Source organism: uncultured Nostoc sp. (assembly GCF_964245445.1).
In the GTDB taxonomy this organism is placed as follows: domain Bacteria; phylum Cyanobacteriota; class Cyanobacteriia; order Cyanobacteriales; family Nostocaceae; genus Nostoc.
This window is the reverse complement of sequence record NZ_CAXTNE010000152.1, coordinates 1-18,702: the sequence shown is the minus strand read 5'-3', so window position 1 is coordinate 18,702 and position 18,702 is coordinate 1. Positions and strand designations below refer to the sequence as shown.

The 18,702-nt window shown below is 41.2% G+C and carries 18 protein-coding genes and 1 pseudogene; 13 read left to right on the top strand and 6 right to left on the bottom strand.

Annotation, left to right across the window (positions count from 1 at the left end; translation table 11 throughout):
- Positions 1-147: 147 nt before the first annotated feature.
- Positions 148-879, bottom strand: coding sequence for a DNA repair protein RadC (gene radC / locus ACFE90_RS22915; RefSeq protein WP_229463143.1), 732 nt, complete (start codon positions 877-879; stop codon positions 148-150).
- A gap of 271 nt (positions 880-1,150) precedes the next feature.
- On the opposite strand from radC, the gene ACFE90_RS22910 reads away from it, so the two are divergent.
- Entirely contained in the window at positions 1,151-1,684 is a 534-nt protein-coding gene (locus ACFE90_RS22910; protein WP_375504605.1) for a GNAT family N-acetyltransferase, read from the top strand.
- A gap of 222 nt (positions 1,685-1,906) precedes the next feature.
- Here ACFE90_RS22910 and ACFE90_RS22905 read toward each other — a convergent pair whose 3' ends face one another.
- Together ACFE90_RS22905 and ACFE90_RS22900 are read right to left on the bottom strand one after the other, a co-directional pair.
- Positions 1,907-2,845, bottom strand: a complete 939-nt coding sequence (locus ACFE90_RS22905) for a phosphoribulokinase (protein WP_375504607.1) — start codon at positions 2,843-2,845, stop codon at positions 1,907-1,909.
- Between the two features lie 241 nt (positions 2,846-3,086).
- Positions 3,087-3,521 carry a CoA-binding protein gene (locus tag ACFE90_RS22900; protein ID WP_375504603.1) on the bottom strand — a complete coding sequence of 145 codons (435 nt, stop codon included), beginning with the start codon at positions 3,519-3,521 and terminating at the stop codon, positions 3,087-3,089.
- A 180-nt stretch (positions 3,522-3,701) separates the two neighbouring features.
- On the opposite strand from ACFE90_RS22900, the gene ACFE90_RS22895 reads away from it, so the two are divergent.
- The 9 genes and pseudogenes from ACFE90_RS22895 to ACFE90_RS22855 all read left to right on the top strand — a co-directional run bounded on the left by ACFE90_RS22895 (position 3,702) and on the right by ACFE90_RS22855 (position 13,349).
- A complete protein-coding gene (locus tag ACFE90_RS22895) occupies positions 3,702-4,364 on the top strand; it encodes a class I SAM-dependent methyltransferase (RefSeq protein ID WP_375504601.1) in 663 nt (220 codons plus the stop codon).
- 314 nt (positions 4,365-4,678) lie between these two features.
- Positions 4,679-6,058: an AAA-like domain-containing protein gene (locus ACFE90_RS22890; protein ID WP_375504599.1), complete on the top strand. Its 1,380-nt coding sequence runs from the start codon at positions 4,679-4,681 to the stop codon at positions 6,056-6,058.
- 129 nt (positions 6,059-6,187) lie between these two features.
- Complete coding sequence (locus tag ACFE90_RS22885; protein WP_375504597.1) at positions 6,188-7,750, top strand: AAA-like domain-containing protein; 1,563 nt, start codon at positions 6,188-6,190, stop codon at positions 7,748-7,750.
- A 213-nt stretch (positions 7,751-7,963) separates the two neighbouring features.
- A pseudogene (locus ACFE90_RS22880) lies at positions 7,964-8,620 on the top strand (ISKra4 family transposase); the annotation flags it as partial.
- Positions 8,621-8,659: 39 nt separating this feature from the next.
- The gene (locus tag ACFE90_RS22875) at positions 8,660-8,863 is read left to right on the top strand and encodes a hypothetical protein (protein ID WP_375504595.1); all 204 of its coding nucleotides are present in this window, start codon (positions 8,660-8,662) and stop codon (positions 8,861-8,863) included.
- Between the two features lie 290 nt (positions 8,864-9,153).
- Positions 9,154-9,303 (top strand): hypothetical protein, encoded by a 150-nt coding sequence (locus tag ACFE90_RS22870; RefSeq protein ID WP_375504593.1) that lies wholly within the window; start codon positions 9,154-9,156, stop codon positions 9,301-9,303.
- A 56-nt stretch (positions 9,304-9,359) separates the two neighbouring features.
- The gene (gene recQ, locus ACFE90_RS22865) at positions 9,360-11,519 is read left to right on the top strand and encodes a DNA helicase RecQ (RefSeq protein WP_375504591.1); all 2,160 of its coding nucleotides are present in this window, start codon (positions 9,360-9,362) and stop codon (positions 11,517-11,519) included.
- 51 nt (positions 11,520-11,570) lie between these two features.
- Positions 11,571-12,143 (top strand): Uma2 family endonuclease, encoded by a 573-nt coding sequence (locus tag ACFE90_RS22860; protein ID WP_375504589.1) that lies wholly within the window; start codon positions 11,571-11,573, stop codon positions 12,141-12,143.
- A 12-nt stretch (positions 12,144-12,155) separates the two neighbouring features.
- Positions 12,156-13,349, top strand: a complete 1,194-nt coding sequence (locus ACFE90_RS22855; RefSeq protein WP_375504587.1) for an MFS transporter — start codon at positions 12,156-12,158, stop codon at positions 13,347-13,349.
- A gap of 99 nt (positions 13,350-13,448) precedes the next feature.
- Here ACFE90_RS22855 and ACFE90_RS22850 read toward each other — a convergent pair whose 3' ends face one another.
- A complete protein-coding gene (locus tag ACFE90_RS22850; protein ID WP_375504585.1) occupies positions 13,449-13,595 on the bottom strand; it encodes a hypothetical protein in 147 nt (48 codons plus the stop codon).
- Positions 13,596-14,228: 633 nt separating this feature from the next.
- Positions 14,229-14,474 (bottom strand): hypothetical protein, encoded by a 246-nt coding sequence (locus tag ACFE90_RS22845; RefSeq protein ID WP_375504583.1) that lies wholly within the window; start codon positions 14,472-14,474, stop codon positions 14,229-14,231.
- A 229-nt stretch (positions 14,475-14,703) separates the two neighbouring features.
- On the opposite strand from ACFE90_RS22845, the gene ACFE90_RS22840 reads away from it, so the two are divergent.
- Entirely contained in the window at positions 14,704-16,680 is a 1,977-nt protein-coding gene (locus ACFE90_RS22840) for an AMP-dependent synthetase/ligase (protein WP_375504581.1), read from the top strand.
- 42 nt (positions 16,681-16,722) lie between these two features.
- Positions 16,723-17,172, top strand: a complete 450-nt coding sequence (locus ACFE90_RS22835; RefSeq protein ID WP_012412623.1) for a YlqD family protein — start codon at positions 16,723-16,725, stop codon at positions 17,170-17,172.
- Positions 17,173-17,227: 55 nt separating this feature from the next.
- On the opposite strand, the gene ACFE90_RS22830 is transcribed toward ACFE90_RS22835, so the two are convergent.
- Positions 17,228-17,749, bottom strand: a complete 522-nt coding sequence (locus ACFE90_RS22830) for a hypothetical protein (RefSeq protein WP_375504579.1) — start codon at positions 17,747-17,749, stop codon at positions 17,228-17,230.
- A gap of 441 nt (positions 17,750-18,190) precedes the next feature.
- Here ACFE90_RS22830 and ACFE90_RS22825 point away from each other — a divergent pair.
- Positions 18,191-18,702: E3 binding domain-containing protein (locus tag ACFE90_RS22825; RefSeq protein WP_375504577.1), on the top strand; the 512-nt coding region annotated here is incomplete at its 3' end.

Here is an 18,702-nt window from a genome sequence, read left to right as displayed (position 1 = left end):
CCCCTGCCCCCTGCCCATTATTTCTCGTGGCACTTTCGGCTAAAAATCAATATTTTTGCATTTGGGCATAAATAAATTTACTTGCTCTGAAACCCTTTTTGCTTTTGGAATGAGCATATCTTTCTCCCCTGCTCCCCTGCTCTTTCGCTAATCCCCCTGCGGATGCTCATCCCACAAGGTTGTCAGTTCCCGTAAACTCTGATGATTGCCATTACCCAAAATCAGATGATCTAGTACCGGAATGCCCAAAAGCTGCGCCCCTACTAACAACTGACGCGTCAATTCTATATCTTCCTGACTGGGTTCGAGGTTTCCAGAAGGATGGTTATGGGCAACTATTACCCGCGTTGCACCTTGACGAATAACTTCCCGAAAAATATCACGGGGAGAGGCTAGGGTTTCGGTTGCTGTACCAATGGTAATTACTTGTGTACCTAATAAGCGATTCTTAACATCTAATAGCACCACTGCAAAACGTTCTTGTATTTGCCACATCAAATCTTGACTGAGGGTAGCAGCAGCGGCAAGTGGGCTATCAATTAATGTGCCGTCATTAGGGCGAGATTGAAAGGCGCGTTTGCCTAATTCAATTGCTGCTAAAATACTTGTCGCTTTCGCTGGGCCAACACCAGAAATTTGCATCAATTCAGCAGGGCTAACTTCTCGCAAAACTGCCAAAGGATCGCGTTGGTGTTTGCCTAATTCGCTCAAAATATATTGTCCCAAACCCACAGCCGATAGTTTTCCTGGCCCTTGACCGGTGCCTAGAAGAATTGCGATTAACTCTGCTGTGGCTAAAATTTTTGCACCATGCGTCATTAATCGCTCACGCGGACGCTCATTTGTAGGTAAGTCGGCAATTCTAAGGCAATAGGTCATAAACTAAGATAATCGTCACCACACATCAAACTATCTTTAGTTATCCCTTGTTTGCTCGATAAATTATCTTTATTTGAAAAAATCTTTAATCTTTGGCAATTTTTTCCTTTCGGCACATCTCGCCTTCACAAGAATAATGGTCATCAATAGCAAGCTGTTACACCTAGAGTTAAGCGGTTTTATCAACTATGCTGTTATATGTGTGGTAATTGAGATTAGATAGGTGTTAGTTTACCTAATGTAATTCAATAATCTGTTATAAATCTCCGATATGGAACTCAATATCCGTGACGGATTTCATTTAACTAGCATTTACCCCACAGATAAAACTGCTTACTTGGAACATTTCAACGACAGAAGTATTTCCTATACAATTCCTGTCATCCCCTATCCTTATACAGAAACTGCCGCAGATTGGTGGATACAGCATAGGCTTGAGTTTTTAAGAGAAACTGGAAGAGAAATATCCTTTGCACTTCGCAACCCTGAAGGTTATTTAATTGGCTCAGTTGATGTAGATGACTTAAAAGTTAAAAAAGCACACAGAGCAGAGATTGGCTACTGGCTAGCTAAAGCATATCGTGGGCAAGGATTAGCTACTGATGCGCTCCGTGTTTTTGTTCAGTACGCGTTTGATAATCTTGAAGTGATTCGCCTAAATGCTCATGTTATTGATTTCAATACCGCTTCAGTAAAGGTTTTAGAGAAAAACAGATTTAAGCTAGAAGGGTGCTTAAGGCAACATACGAAAACTCAAAACGGTATATTCAATACACTTGCCTACGGTTTGCTTAAAGGCGAGTGACAGCAGCCTGAAATCTATAGTCTAGATTCTTGGTTGTGCTTCTCTATAAGAGGCTTCACTCAGAATGGCAAATTATACCTTCTTGGACTTTTCAAACATCCTCTGAAGTTTGAATAGCGTCAGTAAAAGGCGTAGTTTACCGCCGTAGGCATCGCATAATTCAGCAGGCCAACAAACACTACACGCAATCACAAACCCTGTAAATCCCTTCATTTTCACCGCTTACTGATAAATTTGCGTTGCTTTGAGCATGTGGTAGGTAATTATTAACTGAGTCAAAGCGAGAGGATAACTTTGCAGTGTTTCTCCAGTTGTACCAGCAATTTTACCCAGTTCGGGATTACTTTCGCGATCGCAAATACTTCGTAAATGGGGCATATCAGAACAAATAATATGCTCTAGCTTATTCACCTGTTCTAAGGTTGCATGACCATCAACTTCTAAGACATCCACCGGCTTACTCATATCCCTGTCTAGCCCCAGGCGGATCGCTGAGTCAGAATTACCATAGGTAGAGTTGATAATCGGGGTAAAATCTGGGTGGGGAATTGTCGGACGTAGTACCAAACGCACATTCAGGTGTCCATTGGTTTCATCATCTTCGCCCGTGGGTGGGTAGAAACTGATTACTATATCAGACCATTGTCGCTGCGGACGGATAAACTCTGCTGAGTCTGGTTCGCGTTTTTCTAATTCTGCTAGTACCTGTTCATCTGTGTAGCCGCGCTTTTGCGTGTCTCGCTTAACTTTCCACTTAGAGCGTAGGTCTTCAGGCGGTGCAAGGTAAACTTTCACGTCGTAAGAATCACGAGCAGCACGGGTAGAATAACCGAGTAATCCCTCAATAATCACAAATTTATTGGGCTTGATATACTGCGGTGGCTCGAATGTGCCAGTTTTATGGCTATAAACTGGTTTAAGAATTGGCTGTCCTGTGCGTAGCAACGACAAGTGTTGCTGCATAATATCTAAATGGTTGCAGTCTGGGTGGAGGGCAGTGATGCCAATCTCTGCACGCTGTTGGCGATCGTAACGGTGATAATCATCTGTGCATATCAGCGTAACATTTTCTGGGCCGAGTACTTGGGCGATTCCTCGCGTTAGTGTTGTTTTCCCAGCAGCGCTGTCGCCTACAATACCAAGAATTATTGGACGGCTCATCATACCTCCCAGAATACAAGCAAGTTTAGTAATAAAATTTCCCTACAATAGTTTTTATTCTAAAAGGGTTTAGGCAAGTAACTCAAACAAAGGCTTGGTATGCAATATCTCTACATATATAGAATGTGTGTGCGTAGGCGCAGCCCGTCGTAGACATCGCTTTTGGCACAATAATGACAATCTACGTTCCTTTTAAAGTTATCTGTACGCATAATGAGCAATGTAAAAGTAGATTGTAATTTTAGACATTTCTTGCGGAATCCACTCTCAGCCGTAGATACTCAATTTTTATACAGGCATCCATCATTACGTTGAGTCCTGCTTCTATTGCTTTTTGTGCTGATGATTGATGCCAGATACCCAATTGCGCCCACACAGTTTTAGCGTTGACCGAAATTGCTTCATCTACAATTTCTGGCAAGTACTCAGAACGCCGAAACACATTAACAATATCCACAGGTTCTGGTAATTCCTGAAGTGCAGCATAACTGGATTCACCGTCAATTTCTTTAATTAGAGGGTTGACGGCATAGACTTTGTAGCCAACTTGTCGCAAGAATTGGGCGATTTGATAGCTGGTACGATGGCGTTTATCAGAGTAACCCACAACAGCGATAGTTTTGGCTTGGGTTAACACCTTACGCAAGGCGTTATCATCTTCTTTGAGGTTTGGCATGATCTAAATATCCTGAGCGATCGCTTTGCTCATCATACTAAGTTGTATTTAAAGATAATTTTGACTTCTAAAAAATTGTTGGCGAGTATCAAAGACTCGTCCACGAGTATCAAAGACTCATTCACGAGTAAAAAAGACTTGTCCACGAGTAAAAAAGACTCATCCCCAATCCCCAATCTTATGACAACTCAAACACTAGGACTCGAACAAAACCTTTATGACTATTTACTATCAATCTCTTTGCGAGAACCGGAAATCTTAACCCAACTGAGACAGGAAACAGCCCAGTATCCAATAGGTAGAATGCAGATTGCTCCCGAACAGGGGCAATTTTTGGCGTTATTGGTGCAGTTATTGGGAGCTAAGAAAACTTTGGATATTGGGGTATTTACAGGTTATAGTTCGTTGGTGGTGGCATTGGCGTTACCGAGGGACGGGAAGGTGGTAGCCTGTGATGTGAGTGATGAATTTACAATGATCGCTCGGCGCTATTGGCAGCAAGCGGGAGTGGCGGATAAAATTCAACTGCACATTGCCCCAGCTTTAGAGACTTTGGATTGGCTACTGGCAACCAAAGAAGCAGAAACCTTTGATTTTGCTTTCATCGATGCAGATAAAAGCAACTATGATGGTTATTATGAGCGATCGCTACAATTAGTGCGTCCGGGAGGACTGATTGCGATCGATAATGTCCTCTGGTCAGGTAGGGTCGCCGACCCCCAAGTGCAAGATAATAGAACTAAAAAGATTCGTGCCTTTAATCAAAAGCTGCATCAAGACCAGCGAGTTAGTCTTAGTTTAGTAGCGATCGCAGATGGCTTGACTGTGGCACTGAAGAAATGAGAAGCCCTCCTGAAGACAGAATTCAGAATTCAGAATACCCTACCCTAGCAGTCAAGTCAGGGCGAAGAGTCACAAAGGAAAGAATTTAATATCACGCGTGTTTCAAATCACTAATCCATTCTGGATTCTGGCTCCTAAATTCCGAATTCTTCTTCGGTCATGTCTCGGAATCCTTATTTCTCTATTTGTTAGGAACGCAGAAGCCTCTTTAATTTTAAATTTTGAATTTTGAATTGTTAATTGGTTGTATATTATTACTAGACCAAATTGAATAAATGCCTCTACTAACTGTTTAACCTTTAATACTAATATCCGTGGAAGATATTCTGCAAGCAGTAGAAACAATTTTGCAAGACAAGCCTCTTGCTTCAATTCAATGTTTTGTGCTCTCTCAATCGTGGTTGGGCAAAACTTACGATGAAATGGCAGAGGTATCTGGCTACCGCAACAATTACATCAAGGAAGTTGGCTCTGAGTTGTGGCAAGACCTTTCCGTTGCACTTGGAAAGAAAATAACGAAAAAAAATCTGCATTTAGCCTTGGAGAAATACCTGCAAGAGAAGATAACTGATCAGGAGAATCGGAGCCAAGAAAAGTTAGGCGAAGAATCTAGCTTAAAAGTGGTTTCTCCAGACTTGTCTTCAGCAAGTAAGATCGAATTTCCTAGCGGGCCTGTACCACTCGGTTCTCCTCTTTACATCAATCGCCCTCCCTTAGAAGAACTTGTTTATAACGAGATTTTACACCCTGGTTGCTTAATCCGAATCAAAGCACCTAGAAAAACGGGAAAAAGTTCACTGTTGAACCGGATGATTGCTTATGCTAGAGAGCAAGGTTATCAAATTGTCTATTTGGACTTTCAAGAAGCTGACGAAGATGTTTTTGCATTTCTGGATAAATTTTTGCGTTGGTTTTGTGTCAATGTCAGCAGGCAATTAAATCTCCTTCCCAGTCTAGATGATTTTTGGGATACGGAAATGGGCAGCAAGGTAAGCTGTAAAATCTATTTTGAAGCATATCTGCTGCAATACATTGAGCAAAGTCCTGTAGTTTTGGCTTTGAATGAAGTCCATCGAGTTTTTGAACATCCCAATATTGCCCAAGACTTTCTGCCAATGCTGCGATTTTGGCACGAACAAGCAAAGCAGGATCAAATCTGGCAAAAACTCCGAATGGTCGTAGTTCATACCACAGAAATTTATATTCCACTCAAGCTAAACCAATCACCTTTCAATGTTGGGATAACAATTACGTTGCCGCCGTTTACCCTCAATCAGGTACAGAAATTAGCATTAGCTTACGGGCTACATTGGGCAGCAGACTCTGAAGGGGCAAAACGCCTTGTACCCTTACAAGCAATGGTAGGAGGACATCCCTATTTGGTGAGTCTGGCGCTTTATCATCTATGTCATGAAGAAATAACATTAGAGGTGTTATTAGAAAGCGCATCTACACAAGTGGGAATTTACAGTCAGCATTTACGAGAACTGTTGCGCTTACTCCAAAAAGAACCAGAATTAATGTCAGCTATGGAAAAGGTAATTGCAACAGATGAAAAAGTGGAGCTAGACGCGATCGCTGCTTACAAGCTCGAAAGTATGGGTTTGGTTCAACTAAACGGAAATCAAGCTCATACAATGTGTGAGTTATATCGCTTTTATTTTAGCCAACAACTGGGACGTTCAAGGTCATAATAGTTCTGGTAAACTGTTGAAACAGAGATAATAAAAATACTTGTTCTCGTTCTTAATATGAATTTAATCAATTATCTCAATACAAATTCATTTATTAAAAATGAGAACTAGTTTAATATTTTAAATCAAATGAACAATTATCGATACCAAGTTGGTGGAACCCTTACAACTGACGCACCTAGCTATGTTGAACGCAGAGCGGATGTGGAACTTTACGAAGCCTTGAAGCAGGGTGAATTTTGCTACATCCTGAGCAGTAGGCAAATGGGCAAATCCTCGCTTATGGTAAAAACAAAGCATCGCTTTCAACAAGAGGGCTTTAAATGTGCCACCGTTGATATGACTAATATCGGTTGTGAAAATATAACTCCAGAGCAATGGTATAAGGGAGTGGTAGGTGATTTATGGTTAGGCTTTAAACTGTTAGGTAAAGTCAATTTAAAAAGTTGGTGGCAAGAACAAAATGATATTTCTTTAGTTCAAAGACTTAGCCGATTTATTTCGGAAATACTGTTAGCTCAGTTTCCTAATGAAAGACTATTTATTTTCATTGATGAAATTGATAGTATTCTTAGCCTCGATTTCTCTGTTGATGACTTTTTTAGCTTGATTCGCTTTTGTTATAACCAACGAGCAATCGATCCAGAGTATCATCGGATTACATTTGCAATTTTTGGTGTTGCAACACCTTCAGACTTAATTCGATATCGAAATAATACTACGCCGTTTAATATTGGTAAAGCCATCCAAGTAAATGGATTCACATTTGAAGAAGCTCAACCCTTATCTTTGGGACTAAATATTAAAGATAATCATCCCCAAAAACTTTTGAAAGAAGTATTAGCTTGGACAGAAGGGCAACCATTTCTTACTCAAAAGCTATGTCGGCTACTTGTCAGTTTATCTCAAAATGATGTGGGTAGAAAACTAAAAATACCCCCTGGTGCAGAGGAATTTTGGATAGAAAATGTAGTGCGATCATACATCATTGAAAAATGGGAATCACAAGATGAACCGGAGCATTTACGGACAATTCGCGATCGCATCCTTGGAAACGAACAAATTGCCGCCAGATTGCTGGGAATTTATCAACAAATCCTCCAAAGAGTCAAAGTCCCAGCCGACGATAGCCGAGAACAGGTAGAACTGTTGCTATCTGGTTTGGTAATTAAAAAGCAAGGTTTTCTCCAAATCAAAAATCGAATTTATCAAGAAGTTTTCAATTTAGAATGGGTTGGAAAAAAATTAGCTTACTTGCGCCCTTACTACGAAACCTTCAATATATGGATAGCCTCAAACGAAAAGGATGAATCTCGTCTATTGCGCGGACAAGCCTTAATTGATGCCCAAACTTGGGCAAATGGCAAAAGCTTGAGTAACTTAGATTATCGATTTTTAGCTGCTAGTGAAGAATTAGATAGGCGAGAAATGCAGCACGCATTAGAAGCCGAACGCGCCAAAGAAATTGAAGGACGACTTGCAGAACAACAAAAAAGACTGATTCAACAAAAGAAAACTGCTACAATAGTGACACTTTTGCTCGTGGGAATGACAATCAAGTTGGTGATTTCTATAGTGTGGGGAGTGTCACTTTTACGAAAGATTGATGCTTTAGAATCACAGTTAAAATGTACCCACATTGGGCATCAAGGGAAAGTAATAACTGCAAATTCTCGGTTAGGTAGATGTTAACGGGAGCATCTCAAATGTGTAAAAACATAATCTTCAATTTTCTCGCTATCCAAAATCAAAAGCCGTTAGGGAAAGCCCAGAATAATGGTCATTAAAAAACTTAGCTAGGGACTCAGCTTCAGATTGGCTAACTTTCCGTTGGGAGCATCCCAGTTTTTTGCAAAGAGGGCGAAAATCAGTCATGATAAGTAAAATGAGTATATTTACTTACCAATGACCCCAGAACAGAAGCAAGCTCTTCAAGAACATGTTCGAGCGATCGCTAAAATACTATATGAAGATACTTCACCAGAAAGGCTAATAAGCCTTGCAGGAATTGAATCGGCAGTGCGAAGTCAAATGCAGAAGCATGTTATGCCAGAAGTAGGGGTTTTTTTATCGAAACAGTTACGGGCACAAATGCCGGGTATCAACGACGATTAAAAAGTATTCTGGGAGAATTGCCAATCACAAGCAAGCAAGCGGAGCAGTTGGAAGTACCTTCTAGCAATCAACTGAGTCCGTATCCGGAAATTTGCTGTTTACGCGTAAGTGAAGACAGTCAGCTATCAAGATGCAGCAGCAGATATCGAGTATTTTATAGGCGTACAAGTTTCCCCTAGCAGTCAACAGAGATTGGTGCATCGCCAAAACTTTGAATTGCCGAGGCCAGAAGATACGGTTGAAGAATTAAGCGTTGATGGTGGGAACATCCGTGTTCGGACTCCATCAGGTGAAATATGTGCTTGGCTTGGTTATAAAGCGATTAGCTTACATCATCTGGGAATAGTTGGAACTTCATTTCAGGATAATGAAGTTGTGATTGATTGGGTTAATGAACAGCTACTAGCTAGTACAGTCACTTGTCTTGGTGATGGACATGACGGCATTTGAAATATAATTGACCAAGATAGAGTTTTAGATGCCGCAATGGAGCTTACTTTAGAGCAACAAGAAATGCTGGTACAAATTCTCAAAAACCGAATTATTGAAAGTCGGCGAGATGAAATTGCCTCAGATGCAGCAGCTTCCATTGCTGAATTCCAAGCAGGTAGACTCAAAGTCCAGACTGCTAGTGAAGCAATTCAAGAATTACGGGAATATCTCAATAACCCAAGTGCAGCCGATGTATAAGTTGGTTGTCACGAGCAAATTTAAAAGAAGTTTCCGAAAATTTGCTCGTCGTAATGCTGACTTGCAGGGCAGAATAGAAACTTGGGCACTCACAAGCTAGAGGGAAAGTTATTAGGGTTGTTTTCATGGTCTTGTGGATATGATTGTCGCATTGTTTTCTCACTGAAAACCGATGACGAGAGTGAGGAACAAGTTGTTCTTTTGCTAGACATTGGTACTCATGACGATGTTTATTAGCTCAATACAAGTAAGATCGCCGATTTTGTAGCGACTGTCTTAAATCTCAAGCGATGTCTACGACGGGCTGCGCCTACGCTCATTTATCATCGTTGATGAGCGTGCGATGCCTGCGGTGGTCACTGAGCTTTGTCGATGTGCGGGCTGCGCCTACGCACTCCAGAAACGCAGCCCTGACCAAAGCTGCTGGTGATGTGAGTTAAAATCCTTATATCTTCAATAACTACTCACGCAGACAGCCTCGGAAAAAGCGATCGCTATGCTTCAGTACCCCAATCTCGAACAAGCGCTAAAATATCACTTCGGTTATGACAGATTCCGCCCCGGACAACGGCAAATTATCGAAGATGCGCTGCAAAATCGAGATTTATTGATTGTGATGCCTACGGGTGGGGGAAAATCTCTGTGCTTTCAGTTACCTGCATTGATAAAAAAAGGCTTAACTGTGGTAGTGTCGCCGTTAATCGCTTTGATGCAAGACCAAGTGGAAGGACTACGTAATAATAATATTGCTGCCACATTTTTAAATAGTAGTCTGAATCCCTATAAGGTGCGATCGCGGGAAGAAGCTATCCTCACCGGTAAAGTTAGATTACTTTACGTCGCCCCAGAACGTCTGTTGAGTGAAAGATTTCTCCCGTTTCTCGATTTAGTCAAAGAAAAAATTGGCATTGCGGCTTTTGCCATTGACGAAGCCCACTGCGTCTCTGAGTGGGGACACGACTTCCGCCCTGAATACCGCCAGATGAAATCTCTGCGGAAACGTTATCCTGATGTCCCTACACTCGCCCTCACTGCTACAGCAACCGATCGCGTCCGTGCTGATATTATCCAACAACTAGGGCTAAAGCAACCCAGTATCCACATTGCTAGCTTTAACCGCCAAAATCTTTATTATGAAGTCCGTTCTAAAAGCAAGTCTGCGTATGCTGAATTATTAGAACTCGTCCGGGAAAGCGAAGGTTCAGCAATTATTTATTGCCTAACGCGCAAAAAAGTTGATGAACTCACCTTTAAATTGCAAAATGATAAAATCTCTGCTTTGTCTTATCATGCCGGATTAACTGATGAAGAACGCAGTAGCAATCAAACTCGATTTATTCGGGATGATGTGCGCGTCATGGTGGCGACAATTGCTTTTGGAATGGGAATTAATAAGCCAGATGTGCGGTTAGTAATTCACTATGATTTACCGCGTAATTTAGAAAGTTATTATCAAGAATCAGGTAGGGCAGGAAGGGATAGTGAACCTTCACGTTGTACGCTTTTTTTCAGTTTCAGTGATATTAAAACCATTGAATGGAGTATTAACCAAAAAACTGACCCCCAAGAACAGTTAATTGCTAAACAACAACTGCGTCAGGTAATTGACTATGCTGAGGGTACTGTTTGTCGGCGGACAATTCAATTAGGTTATTTTGGGGAACGTTTTCTAGGTGATTGCGGTAACTGCGATAATTGCCGTCATCCCAAACCAATGCAAGACTGGACAATTGAAGCCATGAAGTTTTTATCTTGTGTGGCGCGTTGTAAAGAAAGATTTGGGATGCTGCACATTATTGATGTGTTGCGGGGGGCAAAAAAAGACAAAATTATTCAGTACGAACACGATAAACTTTCTACTTACGGTATTGGCAAAGATAAGAGTGTAGATGAATGGCGAATGTTAGCGCGATCGCTTTTACATCAAGGGTTGTTAGAACAGACTAGCGATGGTTACTCAGTTTTGAAACTTAACCCCCTCAGTTGGGAAGTGATGCGGCGACAGCGTACAGTTTCCCTTGTTGTTCCCGTAGCACAGAAGGTTACTTGGGAAGAAGGGAGTGAGAAGGCTGCCCAAGCAGAGATATTAATGCAGAGGTTGCGATCGCTCCGTAAACAACTTGCTGATGAACAATCTGTACCACCTTACGTTGTCTTTCAGGATTCTACCCTAAAATTGATGGCACAGGTACAACCCACAACACTAACCGAATTTGGTAAACTTTCCGGTGTAGGTAGTCACAAACTTTCCCAATATGGCGATAAATTCCTCGCAGAAATTCGCGCCTACCGCCAAGAAAAAGGTTTGATAGATCCACCCCAAGTTAGTTTTATACCCTCTGTTAGCTTACCTTCCGACACAGAAATATTCACATTACAATTACATAAACAAGGTTTAAGTGTTGATGAGATTGCCAAAAAACGCAATATTCGCCCCACAACAATTATTCGCCATCTGACAGATTTAATTGAAAAAAATCAGCCTGTAGACATAAATCAGTTAGTACCTATTGAACATCAACAAAAAATTTGGCAAGTTTTAGAAGTGCTTGGTGATATCTCTTTAACGCCAATTCGAGAACAACTCGGTGAAAGCTACACTTTTGATGAAATTCGCTTAGTACGGGGTAAGTGGCGGCGCGAAAATCGCAAGTGATAATTAAATTTTATAATTGAAATACAAGAGCAAGATTAAAGGAGTTAGCCGATGAGCCAGATGTTAACAACAGGAGTACACTGGACAATTCATGATGTGGAACTCTTTGCAGAAAATGAAGGGACGCGCTACGAGATAGTTGAGGGAGAATTATTTGTGACTAGGGCACCTCACTTTAAACATCAGCAAACTTGTGGCAGAATTTTCCAACAGTTTAACATTTGGTCAGATTCTACTGGTTTAGGAGAAGCTGTGATCAACCCTGGTGTTTTGTTTACAGAATCAGATAATGTAATTCCTGATGTGGTTTGGGCTACTAAGGAAACCTTGGCGTTAATGTTGGATGAAGAGGGACATTTAACTGGCGCACCAGATTTAATAGTAGAAGTCTTGTCTGCAAGCAAGTCAGACGAAAGGCGAGATAAGGAAGCTAAACTTAAGCTTTATTCTTCCAGAGGAGTAAAAGAGTATTGGATTGCTGATTGGCGATCGCATAAACTAGAGGTTTATCGACGCGAACAAAATCAACTTAAATTGGTAGAAACTCTATTTAGTAATGATAATATAATTTCTCCCCTATTACCTGGTTTTAGCTGTACTGTAAACCAGTTTTTTCCTGTATAAATTTTAGGTTGAATGGAAAAACAAATTTCAAGTAATACATTAACTAAAGTCCAGGTACTGATTATGGCGATCGCATCTGGTGTCTGTGTTGCTAACGTTTATTATAATCAGCCAATCCTCAAAGATATTGCATCATCTTTTCGAGTCAGTGAAGGCGAAGCAGGTAGCATATCTGTGCTTACGCAAGTTGGTTACGGTTTGGGGATTTTCTTTTTAATCCCCTTGGGCGATAAAATCAACAAGAAAAAATTAATTCTTTGCTTACTGGCATGTTTGTTCTGTTTGTTGATAGGCATGACGTTTTCACAAAATATCATCGAAGTTTGGATATTGAGCGTAGCAATTGGGATTGCGACAGTCTCTGCTCAGATTATTCTTCCTTTAGCAGCAAGTATAGATAGAGTAACTACAGGCCAAACCGTAGGCAACATTTTTACTGGTATATTGATTGGAATTTTAGGAGCAAGGGTTTTTAGTGGATATATTGCTGAATGGTTGAATTGGCGTTATGTATATGGATTTTCGGCAGTAATGATTTTAATTGTTATTGTCTTACTAAATATATATTTGCCTAGTGTCAAAAATGAATTTAAAGGTTATTATTTGGAATTATTAATTTCAACACTTCAGCAATTAAAACGTTTTTCATTATTAAGGGAAGCGTCTTTAATTAGCGGTTTATTGTTTGGTGTCTTTTGCTCATTTTGGACAACGCTGACTTTCCATTTAAGTGGAGCGCCTTTTAATTTTCAATCTGACACAATTGGGATGTATGGCTTTGTGGCGATCGCAGGTGCATTAATGGCACCAGTTTTTGGTAAACTAGCCGATCAAGGTAACTCCCAACGTTCCTTAACTCTTGCTGTATCGCTCGTGATTGCAAGTTTAGTAATTGCTAAAATTGCTTCCAATTCTGCACTGGCGATCGCTGCTGCTGTATTGTTACTAGATGTGGGTGTACAGGCAACCCAAGTTACTAATGTTGCAAGAATATATACTCTTGATGCTCAATCGAATAGTCGCATCAACACAGTTTACATGACTACCTATTTTATCGGCGGTTCTATAGGTACTAGCATTGGTCTATTATGCTGGAATCTTGGTGGCTGGAATTTGGTGACTTGGCAAATGTTAGCTTTTACTCTGCTCGCATTTTTTATTATCGTCAAACCTAAAACAACTACAGCAAAAACAAATAATAAATAATCAAACTTTCATTTTTGAATATTATTGTAAGACATCGCCTTGCACCAATAACTAAATTTTCTCCTCTTCAAGGCGATATCTATAGATAGTCAGCTTATATTAAGAAAAGCTGGGGATTTCAGAGTTGGAAACTTCTGATGTTGCAGGATTTTGGCGTTTAGCGGACATAATTGCTAGCAATTTAGGCAACGCTAGGCAAGCAACAGTATTTAGCAGCGTCACTAATATACCATCCATTAAACTCATATTGCGATTCTCCAGATTTCAAAATTGGTGTTTACTATATTTTTAGTTTGCAGCAAAATTAGTACAATTGCTTCAAACCAATATTTTGAATTTGCTTTATTAGATATAAGCTAACTAAATATATTCTTACAATTTCAAGGTGGCTATAGCAGCCCCAAATCATTTGTGAAAATTTATGTTGATTCTTCTCTCTGTGTCGCGCCAGTTGCTTCAAGTCGGGAAACCCGCCCAACGCACTGGCTTCTCTGCGCCTCCGTGGTTCGATTAAAAAGTAATTTTCACAACTGTAGGATTGCTATAGTACCGCAAGGCAGAAGTCAAATATTAAAAAAGTTAGCCGAGGAATTAGATTTTGCTGATAAAGCAAGGCTTTGAAAAAGATTCAAAGTCATCATCTTATTTTTCTGTCTTCAGAAATATAAAAGAGCGCTAGGGCATTTTAGTTCAAGCATCAGCAAACTTGTAAGCTAACCCTGTAACAAAATGTCAAACCGTCAAAGTCTTTGTGATTGCAACTCTTGGAGACGCTACGCGAACGTTGTACTTGCAATAATATAGTTATAAATAAAATTTAGGTGAGGTAGTTTATCCACCTCACCTAAATTTTAAAATAATTTACTGGCAATTTGTCCATCAATTCGGAGAACAATTATGACAGAAATTAGGACTAAATTTACAGAATTGGCTGCCTGTCAATGCATAAGCTGTACAATAAGGAAAACTGGTAAGTTGAATTTTAGCTGCTTGTAATTTAGAAACATTCGGCAACGCTTCAGTAAGTTTGGTTTTCTCAGCCAGAAAAAGAGCTAAAAGCTTAGGAAACGCCATGCAAGCAGCAATGTTGAGCAGCGTTAGCAGTATAGCATCTATCAAATTCATAGGTAATCATCTCCTGTGAAACGTAGGCGATTGCTGTTCTTAGCTGCAAACATAATCATTGCTTGCAGTCTATGTAAATTAACTTTAACATAAATTTTTGTAAATATAAACGTGGAATTCCTGGAATTATCATACACAGAGGGGAATGTGGATAATAAGGACGGTTATTGTAGCGTAATAACAAAATAAGCTGGAAAACGATCCGTTTACGATATTTAGGTAAGGTGTTATGTCAAAAACCCAAACCGCGTCTTCTTTTTTATCTAACATCAGTGAACAAGAACGCCAGGCATTAAAGCGGTTGGTAGATTACACAAATGTGGAATCACTGCCAGAAATTTGGCCTTTGGCAGCTGGGCGATTTGGTGATGTTGTCGCCCTCCGCAACCCTCATGCTAAACCAGAAGTAGCGATTACTTATACCCAGTTGGCAGAGCAAATGCGACTATTTGCTGCTGGGTTGCAGGCGTTAGGAGTGAAGGTAGGCGATCGCATTTCCTTAATTTCTGACAACAGTCCTCGCTGGTTTATTGCCGATCAAGGCATAATGACTGCTGGAGCCGTTGATGCGGTGCGTAGCTCCCAAGCAGAAAAAGAAGAACTGCTATTTATCATTGCTAATAGTGGCAGTACAGCAATAGTAGTTGAAGATTTAAAGACACTTAAAAAACTGCAAGACCGTCTCAAAGATTTACCAATTCAGGTGGTAATATTACTTTCGGATGAAGCACCACCGACAGACGAAACCCTAAAGTTGCTGAACTTTGCCCAATTGCTCGAAATTGGGAAAAATCATAATTTTGTGCCAGTCAAGCAAAATCGTGATGCTCTAGCAACCCTAATTTACACCTCTGGCACCACAGGTAAACCCAAGGGTGTAATGCTGTCTTATAACAACTTGATGCACCAAGTACTCACTTTCAGGACAGTAGTGCAACCAAATGTGGGCGATATGGTTCTCAGTATCCTACCTTCCTGGCACAGCTACGAACGAACTGTTGAATATTACCTACTATCTCAAGGTTGCACGCAAGTTTATACCAACTTACGCTCGGTAAAAGCAGATTTGAGACAATTTAAACCCAACTACATGGTGGGTGTACCCCGTCTGTGGGAATCGATTTATGAAGGAGTGCAAAAGCAGTTCCGTGAGCAACCAGCCAAAAAGCAACGCTTAATTAACTTTTTATTCAGCAATAGCGAGAAATATATCAAAGCGCGGCGAGTTGCTCAAGGATTGAGTTTAACTAATCTTCATGCTTCAGCTATTGAACGATTAGCAGCTAAGATCCAAGCATCTGCTTTATTACCCCTCCATGCCTTGGGAGAACGACTGGTTTATGCCAAAGTCCGAGAAGCCACAGGAGGACAAGTTAAGCAGATGATTAGCGGCGGCGGTGCGCTTCCCAGACACATAGATAATTTCTTTGAAATTATTGGTGTGCAGATTTTGCAGGGTTATGGCTTGACAGAAACTTCTCCTGTTACCCATGTGCGGCGTCCTTGGCGAAATTTGATTGGTGCATCAGGGCTACCACTCCCCGCAACCGAAGCTAAAATTGTAGATCCTGAGACAAAAGCGCCTCTACCAGTAGAACAGCGAGGCTTGCTATTGTTGAGGGGGCCACAGATTATGCAAGGCTATTACCAAAATCCCGAAGCGACAGCGAAAGCAATTGATGCTGAAGGTTGGTTTGATAGCGGCGATTTGGGTTGGCTGACACCACAAGACGACTTGGTGCTAACTGGCAGAGCAAAGGATACGATTGTATTAACTAACGGGGAAAACATCGAGCCACAGCCGATTGAAGATGTGTGTTTGCGATCGCCCTACATCGATCAAATTATGCTCGTCGGCCAAGATCAGCGCAGTCTGGGAGCCTTAATTGTCCCCAATGTCGAAGCCTTAGAAAAATGGGCAGCAAGTCAAAATCTAACACTGGATACACAGAATGATCCGGTTGCTTCTTCACCTAGTCAAAAAATTGACTTCGAGAGTAGAATGATCCAGGATTTATTTCGGCAAGAATTGAATCGGGAAGTGCAAAATCGTCCAGGCTATCGACCGGATGACCGCATTGGAACGTTTAAACTGATTCTGGAACCGTTTTCCATCGAAAATGGCTTGATGACACAAACACTGAAAGTTCGCCGACACGTCGTCACGGAACGCTATCGCGATATTATTGACGGCATGTTTGCTTGATGATTCCACCTCCCAACTAGTAAGAGTGAACGTGAAATATTTATGGATGTCTCCAAATCTAACTTGCTCCTGAAACGTGTTGTTAACGTCAAAGTCATTGTGACTCCCCTCTGGAAAGAGGAAGTACAACAGCAGCTGCAAACGCAAATCAATCAACTTGATCAGCAACTGCAACAGCTAGACGTAGAAGGACAAAGAGCGATCGCTGCAATTCAAAAACAGAGTCTGCAACCACCTGGCCCCCAGACCCTCCAACAAATTGACAATATCCAACTCCAAGTCAATCAAAAGAAAAGTGAATTTCTAGAGCAGAAAAATCAATTGCTACAAAACCTCCAGCAAGTGCAGTTTCTTCAGCAAGATCAGGAAGTCAACCAATTCCAAATGGAAGGCTTTTTCCGGGTAGAAATCGGTGATAACCTGATTAGCAAAATGCAAGTCGAAATCGTTCTGCGCGATGGCGTTGTAGAAGAAATTCGCGGCGATATTTAAATTTGTCATTTGTCATTAGTCATTTGTCATTTGTTTTATGACCAATGACCAATGACTAATCACAGATGTGATTTAACTTTGTTTGGGAGCGTCTCCCAGCCCAACATTCCATCTGGGAGCCAGCCCAAACAATTTGCCATACTGGAGGTGAGCTAATAAAAAGCGATCGCCCAAAAGTAGTCATCTCAACTCGATATTTAATACCAACTGAATCATTACCCCCCTTGATTTGCGTAATCGTCACAAGGGCCTGATTTCGTTGTGGATAAGCTACCTCTACCTTTCGCGTTCCTCCTACTGATCCTATGTCGTCAAAGGCATTCAGGGCGAGGGTAGCAGGATCACTACCTTGGAGAGATGAGTTGAGCTTTTCTAAAGGTATGGTTTTAAAATTTGAACGCTTTGAGTATGCCACAACCTCTTGAGACTGATGTATTGCTCTCACCTGCTGGGTTTGTGCATCACTAGTCTCAACAATCGGTGTAGATTGCTGGCTCTGCGTAATATATACTCCAGCGCCAGCAGTGGCAAAGATACTTAGTATCACAATCAAAAAGAATTTCAACTTTGCCGACATAAAAGTAAACAGGAATTTCAAATAGGTTTATGACCAATTTTGAATTCTAGATTGAACTGCATCCCATATCCTCTACCTGTGAGAAGCTCCTGTATCTTAAGCAGTGGTTATGAGGAATATAAATAGCAATCCCATTTAATCTGTGAGAAACTCGTGATGGTTGTTCCAAGTCAACGACTAAAACGAGATCGAGATATTGGCTAACCATTGACGATCGCTCTGTATTATAGACCTCTAAGTTATATTTAGGTTCCTAGAGTCAAGGGTTAAGCGTCAAGATTTAAGAGTCAAAAATTAGTAACTCTCCCCCACTCTCCACTCCCCACTCGCTACTCCCCAATTAAAATATAAAATCTCCAGTCCAAAACTCTCCCACCAAGATACAATTCGATCTGATAAAAACTGTTAAAGTCCATAAACCATTGATTCCCAAACCACCCTATGAGCATTCACGAAGTATTTATGCCGGCGCTGAGTTCCACCATGACGGAAGGCAAAATCGTTTCCTGGGTGAAATCGCCAGGGGACAAAGTGGAAAAAGGCGAAACAGTGGTGGTTGTAGAGTCAGATAAGGCAGATATGGATGTAGAAACCTTTTATGAGGGATTTCTTGCCCATATCATAGTTGAAGCTGGTGAAACTGCCCCGGTAGGATCTGCGATCGCCTTCATCGCCGAAACGGAAGCTGAAATTGAACAGGCCAAATCTCTTGCCAATTCCGGCGGCGTGGCTGCTACTACTGCCGTTTCCCCTGAACCAGTCACCGCTACAGCCTCAGCTGCTACACCTGCCTTAGCGTCTCAAAACGGGTCTAACCACAAAGAAGGAAGGCTTGTAGCTTCACCCCGTGCCCGCAAGTTAGCCAAAGAACTCAAAGTTGATTTAACTACTCTTCAAGGCAGTGGCCCCCACGGTCGCATTGTCGCCGAAGATGTAGAAGCATTGTCTAATAA